The 14,840-nt window shown below is 52.3% G+C and carries 13 protein-coding genes; 6 read left to right on the top strand and 7 right to left on the bottom strand.

Going from position 1 to position 14,840, the window contains the following annotated elements:
- Positions 1-6: 6 nt before the first annotated feature.
- The 6 genes from LDB27_RS12885 to LDB27_RS12860 form a co-directional block, all read right to left on the bottom strand.
- Positions 7-531 carry a fimbrial protein gene (locus LDB27_RS12885; protein ID WP_000068580.1) on the bottom strand — a complete coding sequence of 175 codons (525 nt, stop codon included), beginning with the start codon at positions 529-531 and terminating at the stop codon, positions 7-9.
- Between the two features lie 14 nt (positions 532-545).
- Entirely contained in the window at positions 546-1,067 is a 522-nt protein-coding gene (locus tag LDB27_RS12880) for a fimbrial protein (RefSeq protein ID WP_012513009.1), read from the bottom strand.
- A 12-nt stretch (positions 1,068-1,079) separates the two neighbouring features.
- Positions 1,080-2,078 carry a fimbrial protein gene (locus tag LDB27_RS12875; RefSeq protein ID WP_000743308.1) on the bottom strand — a complete coding sequence of 333 codons (999 nt, stop codon included), beginning with the start codon at positions 2,076-2,078 and terminating at the stop codon, positions 1,080-1,082.
- Between the two features lie 37 nt (positions 2,079-2,115).
- Positions 2,116-4,671 carry a fimbria/pilus outer membrane usher protein gene (locus LDB27_RS12870; protein WP_000990584.1) on the bottom strand — a complete coding sequence of 852 codons (2,556 nt, stop codon included), beginning with the start codon at positions 4,669-4,671 and terminating at the stop codon, positions 2,116-2,118.
- Between the two features lie 23 nt (positions 4,672-4,694).
- Positions 4,695-5,372, bottom strand: coding sequence for a molecular chaperone (locus LDB27_RS12865; RefSeq protein ID WP_001046428.1), 678 nt, complete (start codon positions 5,370-5,372; stop codon positions 4,695-4,697).
- A gap of 75 nt (positions 5,373-5,447) precedes the next feature.
- Positions 5,448-5,990, bottom strand: a complete 543-nt coding sequence (locus LDB27_RS12860; protein ID WP_000676517.1) for a fimbrial protein — start codon at positions 5,988-5,990, stop codon at positions 5,448-5,450.
- A 414-nt stretch (positions 5,991-6,404) separates the two neighbouring features.
- On the opposite strand from LDB27_RS12860, the gene pabC reads away from it, so the two are divergent.
- From pabC to ptsG, 6 genes are all read left to right on the top strand, one after another.
- A complete protein-coding gene (gene pabC / locus LDB27_RS12855) occupies positions 6,405-7,214 on the top strand; it encodes an aminodeoxychorismate lyase (protein WP_000280844.1) in 810 nt (269 codons plus the stop codon).
- Positions 7,215-7,216: 2 nt separating this feature from the next.
- Complete coding sequence (yceG, locus tag LDB27_RS12850; RefSeq protein ID WP_000736453.1) at positions 7,217-8,239, top strand: cell division protein YceG; 1,023 nt, start codon at positions 7,217-7,219, stop codon at positions 8,237-8,239.
- Positions 8,229-8,870 (top strand): dTMP kinase, encoded by a 642-nt coding sequence (gene tmk, locus LDB27_RS12845; RefSeq protein ID WP_000535399.1) that lies wholly within the window; start codon positions 8,229-8,231, stop codon positions 8,868-8,870. Before yceG ends, tmk begins: the two co-directional genes overlap by 11 nt.
- Positions 8,867-9,871: a DNA polymerase III subunit delta' gene (holB, locus tag LDB27_RS12840; protein ID WP_000872450.1), complete on the top strand. Its 1,005-nt coding sequence runs from the start codon at positions 8,867-8,869 to the stop codon at positions 9,869-9,871. Before tmk ends, holB begins: the two co-directional genes overlap by 4 nt.
- Before the next feature lie 10 nt (positions 9,872-9,881).
- On the top strand, positions 9,882-10,679 hold the full coding sequence (locus tag LDB27_RS12835) for a metal-dependent hydrolase (RefSeq protein WP_000480268.1): 798 nt from the start codon (positions 9,882-9,884) through the stop codon (positions 10,677-10,679).
- 294 nt (positions 10,680-10,973) lie between these two features.
- Positions 10,974-12,407: a PTS glucose transporter subunit IIBC gene (gene ptsG, locus LDB27_RS12830; RefSeq protein WP_000475705.1), complete on the top strand. Its 1,434-nt coding sequence runs from the start codon at positions 10,974-10,976 to the stop codon at positions 12,405-12,407.
- Between the two features lie 84 nt (positions 12,408-12,491).
- On the opposite strand, the gene fhuE is transcribed toward ptsG, so the two are convergent.
- Positions 12,492-14,666: a ferric-rhodotorulic acid/ferric-coprogen receptor FhuE gene (gene fhuE / locus LDB27_RS12825; protein ID WP_000008418.1), complete on the bottom strand. Its 2,175-nt coding sequence runs from the start codon at positions 14,664-14,666 to the stop codon at positions 12,492-12,494.
- Positions 14,667-14,840 lie beyond the last annotated feature (174 nt).

Below are 14,840 nucleotides of genomic sequence, written 5' to 3'. Positions count from 1 at the left end.
TGAAGGCTACTGGTACGTAAAGTTCAGTTGAACGACAGTCTTGAATTCCCCTGGCGTTACGCGACCCGTCGGTGTGTACATGCGCGCAGAGAGCGGGAAAACGGCCCGGTGGTCATTGCCGTTCACTTTCACGGCCAGCGTATCCGCCGGTGAGATTTCCGTCTGATGATCGCGGGTCATAATTTCCAGTGCCATACCGGTAGCGCTGCCCTGGCTGTTAGCGAATTTGGTGGCATCGTCAGTGTCGGCATCACCGCTGAACAGGGCAGTCACCTGAGTAGTTGATGGCGGGCAGGAGGAGAGGGTCAGTTCAAAATCCTGCCACTCACTGGTATCGCCCACCTTAAGGTAATCAACGGCGCGTGCCTGCTGGAACGTGACCGTCTGTTCCTTTGTGCCCGTATCCACGATGCAGGCAGAAGCAATTACTATACCGCTCAGGTTAATATCGGTTGCCTGCACGGAATAAATACTGCTTACCGCCCATAGACAGGCCAACGCGGGGAGCAGTTTATTTATCTGTTGCGCCATTGTCCCGTCCTGGATTACTGGTAGGTGAAGGTTGCCTGTACTTGGCCCTCGATGGTGCCTGGCATCACGAGGCCTGTTGCCACTGCACGGGAGCGCAGTTTCAGGTCATAGGCATGCGTGTCGGATGGGATTGCGATGTCCTTCAGAGCAGCGCCATTTTTATAGGCGTGCTCGCTTTTGTCATCCGTTAACTCAAGCTTCAGGTTGGTGGCAGTGCCGGTATTTTTGTAGAAGTCTGTATCCGTGTCGGCGGTGCCAGCAAAGGCTACGCTAAATGAGGTGGTGGAGGCTGGGCAATCGGTGAGCGTCAATGTCTTTTCAACCCATGGGGTAGTGCTGCCACTTGTTTCTAGAGTATTGGCCTGAATCCCGGTCCCCAGATTAATAGCGAGAGACTCATCGCCGCCGTTAACCACACAAGGTGAGGCGATAACGGTACCGCTGATATCAATATTGACAGCCTGACTGGATGAGGAAAATAACCAACCAAGCGCAATGATGAATGCCACTGTCTTTTTCCTGTTTGTAACAATCATATATAATCCCTATTAGTTGTAAGTAACTTTAAGCTCAATGGCTGTTTTGACATTACCCGCAGTTACGCTTTCAGCATCATCTATAAAATAAGACACTTTAAAGTCAGGCAACACATAATCCCCGGAGCCGTTATAATTCTGGAGCGCGATCGCTGAATTAATTGTATGAGGCGTACCATCGGTATTCTGTATCTGCACATAAACATTTTTCGCGTAGGTATCACCCGTCACAGTATTAAGAACCCCATTGGCTTCGTCGTGGGCTCCATAGACTGCGGAAAAATTATAAGAGATACCATTGATGGCCCCCGGGCAGTTTGTGAGCGTTATCGTCGGCGCCTGAATACTATTTTGTGCGCCCGTTTTTAGGCTATTCCCATAAAGTGGGTTGAGTTTAATTTCTGTTGGTGCGTTAATTCCACAAGCCGTATACTTTGGCTGACTAGCCACACCAGAACGGGCCACGAAAGTCACATCTCCATATCCGCTATCCGCTGGGTTATGATAAGAAACAGTAACGCTTGGCACCTCAGTAATGGGGCCCGCCGGTAGTTCATCCGTTAAACGCACCAGCATGTAGCGAATAATTAGGTCGCCGGATGCGTTGACATTACTATCGACGTCTAAACGAAATGGAGCCGTATAATCTTTATCCGGGGTTACTACGCCCGCTGGGGTGTAAGTCATTTGATAGGCAATGCCTACACCCGGGTTATTGGTTTTATACACCGTTGCGTCATTAGTAGTCGTTCCCCCTGTCGGTTCGCCATTCACAGTAAAATCAATATAACCTTTTTGGCTGCTAGCTATTATTGGCAATTTCCAGTGTTCCCCCCAGTCGTCAAACCAGGTTGTCCCCCCGGCCGAACTCGGCATAGTAAAGGAGCTGAATTTATAAGGTAAAGTTGATGTATTCGCACTGCTTGTATTTATGATACCTGCAAGAGCATCAACGGACGTTATTAACGGGCACACAGATATTAACAACGCAAGGCCGACTGGTTTTTTCACGAATGCGTTTTCCTTATGACGATTATTGTCATCGTTATTAACGACAAGATTCTTGCGTTTCCATCACACCATCAGTCGCATTCAATTCTGTTAAATTGAATGTTACGTGACAGGTGTCATTCGCCGTACGGCCCCACGTTACCTTTAAGGTTCCGCGTTCGGGCGCACCGGTAAGATAGACTTGCCCGTGGTCACCCACGATGAAGCTCTTATCCGCAGGTTGACCCTCTATCGTTGCCAGCGCTCCAAATGGCACTATCTCCGTAGGGGTACGTGACAAATTCATGAGTACCCTTTTACCGATACGGGTATCAAAATGTGCGCGTACAATTGCGCCGCGCGTGGGAGTAATCATCTGGCTGGTCAGGTCGACGTCAGCACCATCAGGCAGCGTTTCGGTATCCAGTGAGACGGCGGTTTCACGGTACGGCGTTACGTAAGGCACCACGGTGTAACCGCGGAAGTCGGTTTTTACACCCGTCTGGTTGCTTATCGTAACACCATTCGCCCCGGGGGCTTCTACCAGTGCTGAGGTTTCGCCCAACGACTGGCTGAGCGTGACACCATGCGCGTGCGCGACAATGCCGCCTTCCATGCCGTAGTTAACGCGTTTCTGGTCGTTGTCATAGCTGTAGGCACCATTCATTCGTGCGTAGGCCCCCTGATAATCGAGGCTGGCGTAACCGCCATTCCCTTCGCCGTGATTCGTTTCGCTCTGCTGGAGACTCCAGTTCAGGTTATTGTCTTCTAATGCTGACCCGTTTAGCCCGACGGTATGGTTGGTATTGCCCCGTTTGCTAGTATTCAGGTTGTAGGTGGCGTAACTGTGACTTAACCAGCGGTCGAGCGGGATGTTTATGCTCAGTGAGAAGACCTGATCTTCATCGTAGATTTTGTCGCTATCGTCACTGTCGGTGGTATTGCGGTTATAGCTGTAATTGATGTTGTACGTCACGCCGCCCCAGCTATTACTGTAACCCACACCGAGAGAGCGCATCTTCCGGTCACTGTTCCAGTAATCTTCGCTAATAGCATTGAGCGACAGTGACCCCAGACTCGCCCCGATACTCTGGTTAAGCTGAAGTTCAGCACGGTTGCGGCGGCGGTCGTTATTATTTTGCGACTCGTCGTCACGCCAGGTATCCAGTACTTCCGGGAGAGTGTAATAACCTGATGTTGAATACCTATAACCGGAAATGGATATATTGGTGCCGGTTTCGAGAATATTTTTACTGTAACGGATGCGCCAGGACTGGCCGCTCTCTTTATCCTGATCTTTTTGCGTTGACCATGCCTGAGTGCCATCCACCGAGACGGCACCCAACTCGCCGAGGTTTTTTCCAAGCCCGGTGAGCAGGGACTTGTAGTGCTGTGAGAACTGGCCCCCGCCATATACCGTAAACCCGGCTGGCAGGCCATAAATCAGGGTGGCCTGGGTAAACATTTTTTTGTCAATATCGCTCTCATAGGGGCGATACTGGCCGCTGGTCACGCTGTACTTCAGCCGCCCTTCGCGCTGCAGAATAGGCAGAGAGGCGAAGGCCACCGTCTGATGCTGTTCGCTACCGTCGGCCTCTTTAATTGTGACGTCAAGATCGCCGCTGCTGCCGGTTGGGTACATATCGGTAATCTCAAATGCGCCCGGCGAAACATAGCTTTGATAAATGGTGTAACCATTCTGTTTGATAATTACCTGCGCGTTAGTACGGGCGATGCCGCGCACCACCGGCGCGTAGCCACGCAGGCTATCGGGCAACATATCATCGTCGGAGGCCAGCTGTGCGCCGCGGAACGGCACACTATCAAACAGCTCGGAGGGCGCGGTGCTGTCGCCGAATGTTAGCTGACTTTTCAGCGCGATAATATTGCGTTGGGCGTAGGTGTAGAGCGAATCCCAGCTTTCATCGGCGCTATCGCCGTTGACGTTGCGATTCCAGGTGCTGTAGTTGCGAATGCGCCAGGGGCCAATATTCAGGCCCGGACGCAGGCTCAGATAATAGCTGTCGGAGTCGGTCATATCGCCGCGGCGCGCTTCGGTGTTGGCGCCGGAAAAGCTATAGTTGAGCAGCAGGGCGTTAATGCCCTCATCGAGCCGTTCCGGGGCGACGTAGCCGCGGGCATGGCTGTCTACGGCGGCCTGCGGAATAGACAGCCGTAGCTGCTGGCGTTCAAAGGCGAACTCGGCGCTGGCCTGCGGGATCGCCGCCAGGTTAGCGCAGTCGCCGTGACCAGCAAGATTTGGAAACGCGTCGGTACGAATACCGAACTCGCGCAGCGAGTCAACGCTGAAGCAGGGCTGCAGAGTGGTGTTGCCTGCCGTATCTTTTTGCATAACAAAATTAACGTCATGCACGCCAGCGGACGATTTATTCACAATGACGTCAACGCGATAGGTGCCAGGCATTTGGCCGATGCCTTCTTCAAAAGCGGAAAGATCGGTAAGCTCTTTTCCCGGCCCGTCGATCCCCAGCAGCGCTGGGTTAAAATATTCGCGGGCAAACGCAGTGTTACCGGCTGGCAGTGCGCACTGCAGGGCGATAAAGCAGGCGATTCGACTGAGCGTCATTATTTTTTTGTATGCGTCTGCATTCATCCCGATATCCTTTCGGTGTGGTCTTACAGGCGTGTGTGGTGTTCAGACCCGATAGAGCCGAAATCGTTAATAAGTGTCCAGGTTACGTCGCCGCTGGCTTCGGCGGGCGCGGTAAAGCTGGCGGAACTCATCGGCGCGACATAGGTAGCGTCTTTCACGGTGCTGGTTCCTATCTTCACCGTGCTGAAGTTCATGTAGTAGGCTGTGGGATTGGTCACGGTAAGACGGTTACCGCTGTGCTGCCAGGTCAGCTTCGCGGTGACGTTTTCCGGTTGCTCCGTCAACGCCTGCGGACGGTAAATTAATTTAATGCGGGTTTTCACCGCAATTTGCAGAGTGTTAACGTTATCCTGCTTTTCTGTCGTCGATGGGATCGACTTAATATTCATCCAGTAGAGGGACTCACGATCTTCCGGCAAATTGCCGCCAGTACGGAGAATTCGCAGATTATTTTCCTGCCCTGCGCCTAAACGAAAAAGCGGCGGCGTGACCATAAACGGCGATTTATCGCTGCTTTTTTCCCCGGCGTCACTCCATGACTGAATGAGATAAGAAGATTGGTCCGGATTTTTAACGCTAATCGACGTTTCTTTTTTATCGCCGTTATAAATAATACGGGTTCCGCCGATAATAACACCGGCCTGTACGGTTGCCGTAGTGAATATAAGCGTGGCGGCAGTGAGTAAACTATATTTATTCATGGAGTATCTCCAAAGCAAAGCCGGGTCCATCCGGCTTTATTGGTTTACTAAAACGAGAGAATAAATTCCGCGCGATTAGTTGTAGGTCAGGGTAAAGTTAACGACGCCGTTGGCATCGCCGCCTGATACGCTATCTTCTGTCGCGATATAACGGGCGAAAAAGTCGAGGTTCGTTTCTTCTGCCGCATCGGAGGCAATGGTAACGGATTTAGACTCAGTACCCAGCGGCAGTTCGCTGGTATCGCTATTCAACAACTGGATAGCGACACCTTTAGCGACGCCGGTAGTACCGTAACCGGTAATTTGCAGATAGTCGTTATTCAGGGTGTCCGGCATACCGTCATATTTTACGGAAACCGGTTTCCCCAGCAGATCTGCAGGGCAGGCGGTTAATACCAATGAAAACTTGGTGGTTGCTGCCGTTGAGCCAGCGGCGGTAAACGCTGTTTTAGAGACCTCGCCCAGCTTGACATCCTGAGAGCTGGTAACACTGCCGTTAATTTTGCAACCTGCTTCGATGATTTTGCCGGTAAAATTAACCTGGCCATCCTGAGCCATTGCAGTCGAAGCAAGCCCCATTGCGGTGAATAATACGGCAGCGGCAAATTTTCCTTTCATTAAAAATGTCCTTTCATGGTCGACTCGATACGTAGATATTACTCAGCGCACGATAAATAGGCTTTGAGTAATAAATATATTAATTATGACTTTCTAATTGCAGTATTAAATATGATAGGGTAACGTCAGACGATACCCAATTACATTTTGACCATATGTGAAAGTTATGACTATAAATAATATCTAATTAATGCTTTTTGTTTTGCTAAATATATTCGCTAAATAAATTAATTTCGTCATTTAAGGTGCTGTGATTAATATTATTGCTATAATTTATTTGTTATGGTTGACATAAATATGCCTTTTCTTATTAAAATAAGGAAAACCTGATAAATAACGTGTTATCTTGCTGGCAAAGTCCTTGCGCGCAGGCCATTCCCCTGGCACTCTGATGGGCGGTTATCTGGAGGATGAATGTATCTGATTAACGGCCAATCCACTGAACGACTCGCGGTGAATGACCGGGGGGTGCAGTTCGGAGACGGTTGCTTTACCACTGCGCGGATCGCGGCGGGGGAGATTGCCTTGTTTTCCCGTCATCTGGCTCGCCTGGAAGAAACGTGCTCTCGTTTGGCGATCCCCTTTAACGATTGGGATGTATTAGTAAAAGAGATGCGCAGCCTGGCACAACCGCATCGGGAAGGCGTGCTGAAAGTGATGATTACCCGCGGCGCAGGCGGACGCGGTTACAGCGCCGCCAGTTGTCAATTACCCACACGGATTCTTAGCGTGTCGCCTTACCCTGCCCACTACGCCCGCTGGAAAGACGAGGGCATCACTCTTACCCTTAGTCCCATACCGCTTGGGCGCAATCCTTATCTTGCCGGATTAAAACATCTGAACCGCCTCGAACAGGTGTTGATTCGCTCTCATCTTGAGCAGACGGACGCCGATGAGGCGCTGGTTCTTGACAGCGAGGGATGGGTTACGGAATGCTGTGCGGCTAATTTGTTCTGGCGTACAGGCGACATTGTTTTTACGCCGCGTCTGGATCAGGCCGGGGTGAACGGCATTATGCGACAATTTTGTTTACGCCAACTGGCGCAATCTCCTTTCCAGGTTCTTGAAGTACAGGCGAGAGAGGAGGCAGTCAGGCAGGCGGATGAGATTATCATCTGCAACGCGCTAATGCCGATTATTCCCATACGCGCCTATCACGGGACGTCGTATTCTTCGCGAACACTGTTTCAATTTTTAGCCCCATTTTGTGAGCATCCGAATTAGTTATGAAAAAATTGTCAGGCGTTTTCCTTCTGCTGTTGGTTGTGCTGGGTATTGCCGCGGGCGTGGGGTTGTGGAAAGTTCGCCATCTGGCGAACAGCACGTTACTTATTAAAAACGAGACTATCTTTACGCTCAAGGCGGGAACGGGGCGGCTGGCGCTTGGCGACCAGCTTTATGATGAAAAAATCATTAATCGCCCCCGGGTATTTCAGTGGCTGCTGCGCGTGGAGCCTGAGTTATCGCACTTTAAAGCGGGAACTTACCGTTTTACGCCGGGGATGACCGTACGGGAGATGCTTGAGTTGCTGGAGAGCGGCAAAGAAGCGCAATTCCCGTTGCGGTTTGTGGAAGGGATGCGCCTTAGCGATTACCTGAAACAGCTACGAGAGGCGCCGTATATTCGCCATACATTGTCGGATGATGACTACGCCACTGTCGCTCAGGCATTAAAGCTTGCGCACCCGGAATGGGTAGAAGGGTGGTTCTGGCCCGATACCTGGATGTATACCGCCAACACCAGCGATGTCGCTATTCTCAAGCGAGCGCACCAAAAGATGGTGAAAGCTGTCGATACTGTCTGGAAAGGCCGGGCCGAGGGGCTGCCTTATAAAGATCAGAACCAACTGGTGACAATGGCCTCGATTATTGAAAAAGAGACGGCTGTCGCCAGCGAACGCGATCAGGTGGCTTCAGTCTTTATTAATCGCCTGAGAATCGGTATGCGCCTTCAGACCGATCCCACCGTGATTTACGGGATGGGGACGAGTTATAATGGTAACTTGTCGCGTGCGGATCTGGAAAAGCCGACGGCTTATAACACGTATACCATAACCGGGCTGCCGCCAGGACCGATTGCATCGCCCAGCGAAGCGTCATTGCAGGCGGCGGCGCATCCGGCGAAAACGCCGTATCTCTATTTTGTGGCCGACGGTAAAGGCGGTCACACATTTAACACCAATCTTGCCAGCCATAATCGGTCAGTGCAGGAGTACCTGAAAGTGCTTAAGGAAAAAAATGGGCAGTAATTATATCGTCATCGAGGGCCTGGAAGGCGCCGGAAAAACCACTGCGCGCGACGTGGTGGTGGAGACCCTTGAGCAACTGGGTATTCGTAACATGATTTTTACCCGTGAGCCGGGCGGTACGCAGCTTGCCGAAAAACTGAGAAGTCTGGTGCTGGATATTCGATCGGTAGGCGACGAAGTGATTACCGATAAAGCGGAAGTGCTGATGTTTTATGCCGCTCGCGTACAGCTCGTCGAAACGGTAATCAAACCCGCGCTGGCGCAAGGCGTATGGGTGATCGGCGATCGACACGATCTCTCGACCCAGGCGTATCAGGGGGGAGGGCGCGGCATTGATCAAACCATGCTGGCGACACTACGCGATGCCGTGCTGGGCGATTTTCGCCCTGACCTGACGCTGTATCTGGATGTCACGCCGGAAGTCGGGCTAAAACGCGCCAGAGCGCGCGGCGATTTGGATCGCATTGAGCAGGAATCTTTTGATTTCTTTAACCGGACTCGCGCGCGCTATCTGGAACTGGCGGCGCAAGACTCGCGTATCCGCACCATTGACGCGACCCAGCCGCTGGATGCCGTCATGCGCGACATTCGCGCCACGGTGACGAAGTGGGTACAGGAGCAAGCGGCATGAAATGGTATCCATGGTTACGGCCCGCCTATGAAAAACTGGTAGAAAGTTACCAGGCGGGACGTGGGCACCATGCGCTACTGATTCAGGCCTTACCTGGCATGGGCGACGAGGCGCTGTGCTATGCGCTGAGCCGTTATCTGTTATGCCAGCAGCCTGAGGGCCACAAAAGCTGTGGGCATTGCCGTGGCTGTCAGCTTATGCAGGCTGGCACGCATCCGGACTATTACACGCTGACGCCGGATAAAGGCAAAAGCAGCCTCGGCGTAGATGCGGTACGCGAGGTCAGCGAGAAATTGTACGAGCACTCCCGTCTGGGCGGTGCGAAGGTGGTGTGGATTGCGGATGCGGCGCTATTAACCGACGCCGCTGCCAATGCGTTGCTCAAAACGCTGGAAGAGCCGCCGGAGCAAACCTGGTTTTTCCTTGCTAGCCCGGAGCCTGCTCGTCTGTTGGCGACATTACGCAGCCGCTGCCGGCTGCATCATCTGGCGCCGCCGTCCGAATCGTATGCGATGTCATGGCTGTCGCGAGAAGTGACGGCGTCACAAGAAGCGTTGCTCACGGCGCTACGCCTGAATGCGGGGTCGCCCGGCGCCGCGCTGGCGCTGTTGCAGTCTGAACGTTGGGCGCAGCGTGAGGCGCTGTGTCAGGCGTTAATGGACAGTTTACATACGGGCGACTGGTATGCGTTATTAACGGCGCTCAATCATGAGCAAGCCCCGGCGCGCCTGCACTGGCTGGCGACGCTGCTGGTTGATGCTCTTAAACGTCAGCACGGCGCGTCGTACCTGACAAACGTTGATGCGGACGCGGTTGTTGCCGCGTTGGCGGGGCCGCTATCCCCGGCGCGTATTCAGGCAATCCTGAACGATGTTTGCCATTGTCGTGATCAATTACTTCATGTGACCGGATTAAACCGCGAACTGGTATTAACCGATCTCATTCTCCGCATCGAGCATTACCTGCAACCAGGCACCTTGTTGCCTGTTCCTCATCTTTGAGAGAGACATTATGTTTTTAGTCGACTCACACTGCCATCTTGATGGTCTGGATTATCAATCTTTGCATAAGGACGTGGACGATGTGCTGGCGAAAGCCGCCGCGCGCGATGTGAAGTTCTGTTTAGCGGTGGCGACGACGCTGCCGGGGTATCGCCATATGCGCGAGCTGGTGGGCAAGCGCGATAATGTGGTCTTTTCCTGCGGCGTGCATCCGTTAAATCAGGATGAAGCGTATGACGTAGAAGAACTGCGCCTCCTTGCTGCAGAAGACGATGTGGTGGCGATGGGCGAGACCGGGCTTGATTATTTTTACACGCCTGAGACCAAAATCCGCCAGCAGGCGTCTTTTATTCATCATATCCAGATTGGCCGCGAATTGCATAAACCGGTGATTGTCCATACTCGCGACGCGCGTGCCGATACGCTGGCTATCCTGCGTGAAGAAAAAGTGACGGATTGCGGCGGCGTACTACACTGTTTTACAGAAGACAGAGAAACGGCCGGCAAATTGTTGGATCTGGGGTTTTATATCTCTTTTTCCGGCATCGTAACGTTCCGTAACGCTGAACAGTTGCGTGATGCGGCGCGCTATGTGCCGCTGGATCGGTTATTAGTCGAGACCGATTCTCCTTATCTGGCGCCGGTGCCGCATCGCGGTAAAGAGAACCAGCCTGCGATGGTACGCGACGTCGCAGAATATATGGCGGTATTGAAAGGGGTTGCCGTTGAAGAACTGGCGCAGATCACCACCGATAACTTTGCTCGCCTGTTCCATATTGACGCGTCTCGCCTGTCATCAATCCGTTAAACGAGTTTTTTTAAAGCTCGTAATTAATAAGCAAAGCGCGTAAAGTTCACCGCCACAAAAGGGGCGGTGAGCGAGCTTATGGAAACATTCGGAAACTCATTTTGGCAGAATGTGATACTTTTTAGGCTATCTGGCGCTGAAACGTGATAGCCGTCAAACAAAATCAGACGTATTTATTTTACTCTGTGTAATAAATAAAAGGGCACTTAGATGTCCTGTCCACGGCGGGGTTCTCCCCCCTCGCCAATGCGTGAGAACGTAGAAAAGCACAAATACTCAGGAGCACTCTCAATTATGTTTAAGAATGCATTTGCTAACCTGCAAAAGGTCGGTAAATCGCTGATGCTGCCGGTATCCGTACTCCCTATCGCAGGTATCCTGCTGGGTGTCGGTTCCGCTAACTTCAGCTGGCTGCCAGCCGTTGTATCGCACGTTATGGCAGAAGCGGGCGGATCTGTTTTTGCCAATATGCCGCTGATTTTCGCTATCGGCGTGGCGTTGGGCTTTACCAACAACGACGGCGTTTCGGCTCTGGCGGCGGTAGTAGCGTATGGCATCATGGTGAAAACCATGGCTGTGGTTGCGCCGCTGGTTCTGCATTTACCTGCTGAAGAGATCGCCGCTAAACACCTTGCTGATACGGGTGTTCTCGGGGGGATTATCTCCGGTGCGATCGCAGCGTATATGTTTAACCGCTTCTACCGTATCAAACTGCCTGAGTATCTGGGCTTCTTTGCGGGCAAACGCTTCGTGCCGATCATTTCGGGTCTGGCCGCTATTTTTACCGGTGTGGTGCTGTCTTTCGTATGGCCGCCAATCGGTACGGCTATCCAGGCGTTCTCGCAGTGGGCGGCTTATCAGAACCCGGTTGTCGCGTTTGGCATTTACGGTTTCATCGAGCGTTGCCTGGTGCCGTTTGGTCTGCATCATATCTGGAACGTTCCTTTCCAGATGCAGATCGGCGAATACACCAACGCAGCGGGTCAGGTATTCCACGGCGACATTCCGCGCTATATGGCGGGCGACCCGACGGCGGGTATGTTGTCTGGCGGCTTCCTGTTCAAAATGTACGGTCTGCCGGCTGCGGCCATTGCTATCTGGCACTCTGCTAAACCGGAAAACCGCGCAAAAGTGGGCGGTATCATGATTTCCGCCGCGCTGACCTCGTTTTTGACGGGTATTACCGAGCCTATCGAGTTCTCCTTCATGTTCGTGGCGCCGATCCTGTACATTATTCACGCGATTCTGGCAGGTCTGGCATTCCCGATCTGTATTCTGCTGGGGATGCGTGACGGTACGTCGTTCTCCCACGGTCTGATCGACTTTATCGTGCTGTCCGGTAACAGCAGCAAATTGTGGCTGTTCCCGATTGTTGGCGCCGGTTATGCGATTGTGTACTACACAGTGTTCCGCGTGCTGATCAAAGCGCTGGATCTGAAAACGCCGGGTCGTGAAGACACTACTGATGACGCAAAAGCGGGCGCGACCAGCGAAATGGCGCCGGCTTTGGTTGCGGCGTTTGGCGGTAAAGAGAACATCACTAACCTGGATGCCTGTATCACGCGTCTGCGCGTGAGCGTAGCCGATGTAGCGAAAGTGGATCAGGCTGGCCTGAAGAAACTGGGCGCGGCAGGCGTTGTCGTCGCGGGTTCCGGCGTTCAGGCTATTTTCGGTACGAAATCCGATAACCTGAAAACGGAAATGGATGAGTACATCCGTAACAGCTAAGCAGTAATGATGTTGGGGAGAATTAAGGCAGCCATTCGGCTGCCTTTTTTAATGGCGCTTTATATGCCGCTCTCCGACAGTCTGTCAGAACTGATAATTGGCGGTGAGGCTGACGTTACGCGGCGCGCCGTAAACAATGGAACCATCAATATTGGTGTCGTAGGTTTTATCGAACAGGTTGTTGATGTTTCCCTGTACGGAGAAATTTTTCGTCACCTGATAGCGGGTAAACAGATCGACCAGCGCATAGCTGCCCTGTTCGGCGCGGAAAGTGCCGTACGGCGTCGTGGTATCTTTGTAAACCCGATTCTGCCAGTTCACGCCGCCGCCGACCGTCAGCTCCGGCATCGCCGGCAGACGATAGCGGGTGAATAACTTCACGCTGGTGCGCGGGAGATTAGGGTTCACGGCGTTACCTTCATTGTCCTCGGCAACATACCGGGTAGCCCCGAAAGTCATCTGCCAGTTATCGGTAATTGCGCCGTTCACTTCAAATTCGACGCCTTTGCTCACCGTTCCGTCAGTAGACTTCCAGGCAAACTCCCCATTACTGCCAGGGATAGGAATAGTGGTTGCCTGAGCGACGTTATTCTGCTCAATGCGGAACACGGACAACGTGGTGGTGAGGCGGCTGTTCATCCAGTCGGACTTCAGGCCCGCTTCATAGTTATTACCGGTAATCGGAGCCAGATATTGACCTGCTTTGTCACGTTTATTCTGCGGCTGAAAGATAGAGGTATAACTGGCATAAGCGGACCAGTTGTCGTTGATATCATAAATCAGCCCGGCATACGGCGTGGTATGGTTTTTCTCCATGCTGTAGGTCAGTGTATCAACACGCCAGTTGGTATAACGAGCGCCAAGAATCAGATGCAGCGGATCAGCCAGCGAAATGCGCGTAGCGGCATACAGCGATTTCATATGCGTGGTATCGTCCTGCGCCAGATTTTGTGGCGCCCAGTGGGTTTGGGGGAAATTACCGTTAAAGGCGCTGAAGTTGCCAATGTCGTCCGGAAAGACGTTCGCCCAGGCGCTAAAATAGCGGTTATTCTGCTTACTATAACTGCCGCCAAACATCATATTGTGCTGACGGCCAAACAGCTCATAAGCGCCATCGGCAAAGAGATCTATGGCATCTACTTTGCGCTTGCCGCTGTTCCAGCCCGTACCGCCGACCACGGGGTAGCTTGCGCCATAAGGACTCACTAGCGTACCTGTCTCTTTATCGACTAACGCATCGATATACATCATTTTACTGTCGAATTTGACCTCAGTATGGGTCGCATTCAGGGTCGCCTGCCAGCTTTCGGCAAAACGCTGCTTAAGCGTGACGAAGAATTTATTTATCTCTTTGTTGTTATAAGCCCAGTCCGGGGCGGTACTACGCGCGCGGTCATAGCTATTTTTGCTGCCATCGGTGTTCCAGCGCGGCAGACCGCCCCAGGTCGGGCTATTGACATCAATTTTTTGATATTCATAACCGGCTGAAAGGCCAGTGGTTGCACCCAGATCGGCATCGACAATTCCGGAAAAGAACGCTTTCTCACTGTTATAGCGGTCCAGCCAGGAATCATTATTCTGATAACCCGCCACGATGCGCCCACGGACATTGCCGTCTGCGGTGAGCGGACTTTGCAGATCCATGACGTAACGCTGCTTATTCCAGCTACCGTATTCTGTGGAGACGTTACCTTTGAACTCCCGACTGGTGGCGTGTTTACGAATCATATTTATTGAGGCAGAAGGATTACCGGTTCCGGTCATCAGCCCATTCGCGCCGCGAACCACCTCCACGCGCTCATACAGCGCGGTATCCGTTAGCGCATCGCCCAGATTCCAGCGGGACTCAAAATACGTTGGAATACCGTCAACCATATAGTTGTCAATTTCAAACCCGCGCGAGTAATAGCTGATGCGATCGGAGTCAGCCTGGCTTCCGCTGATCCCCAGCGTATTGGTCATCACCTCGCCCAGGGTTTGCAACTGCTGGTCTTCCATACGCTGTTGGCTGACAATACTGACCGACTGCGGGATATCGCGCTGAGTCATCGTCATTTTGGTGCCCGCAGCGGTCGTTTTCACGCTGTAATCCTGTTCTTCGCGGTTTACGGCGTCAGCGGTCGTCGCGCCCTCGACAATAACGGTATCCTCAGCCGCGAAGGCGGCAGGCATAAATGCCATCGCCATACCCATAGCTAACAGCGACGGTGCGGCGGTGGACTGAAGGTGTTTGTCCCGGCGGTATTGAATGAAAGACATCTGAAAATCCTTGCTTGTTATTGGGGTAAGTTCAGGACGTATGACGTTGAACCTTTTCATTCTTTGCTAGTTAATGCGCATAAAAATGCAAATGAGAAATATACGCATTTGTATTAAATGTGTAAAACGGTATAAACAGGCAAACTAAAAATATTTTTTAAGCGTACAAAGGCG

This window comes from Salmonella sp. JXY0409-18 (assembly GCF_020268625.1).
Classification (GTDB): Bacteria; Pseudomonadota; Gammaproteobacteria; order Enterobacterales; family Enterobacteriaceae; genus Salmonella; species Salmonella enterica.
Note: the sequence above shows the minus strand (reverse complement) of the source record. Positions and strands in the feature narration are given on the sequence as shown.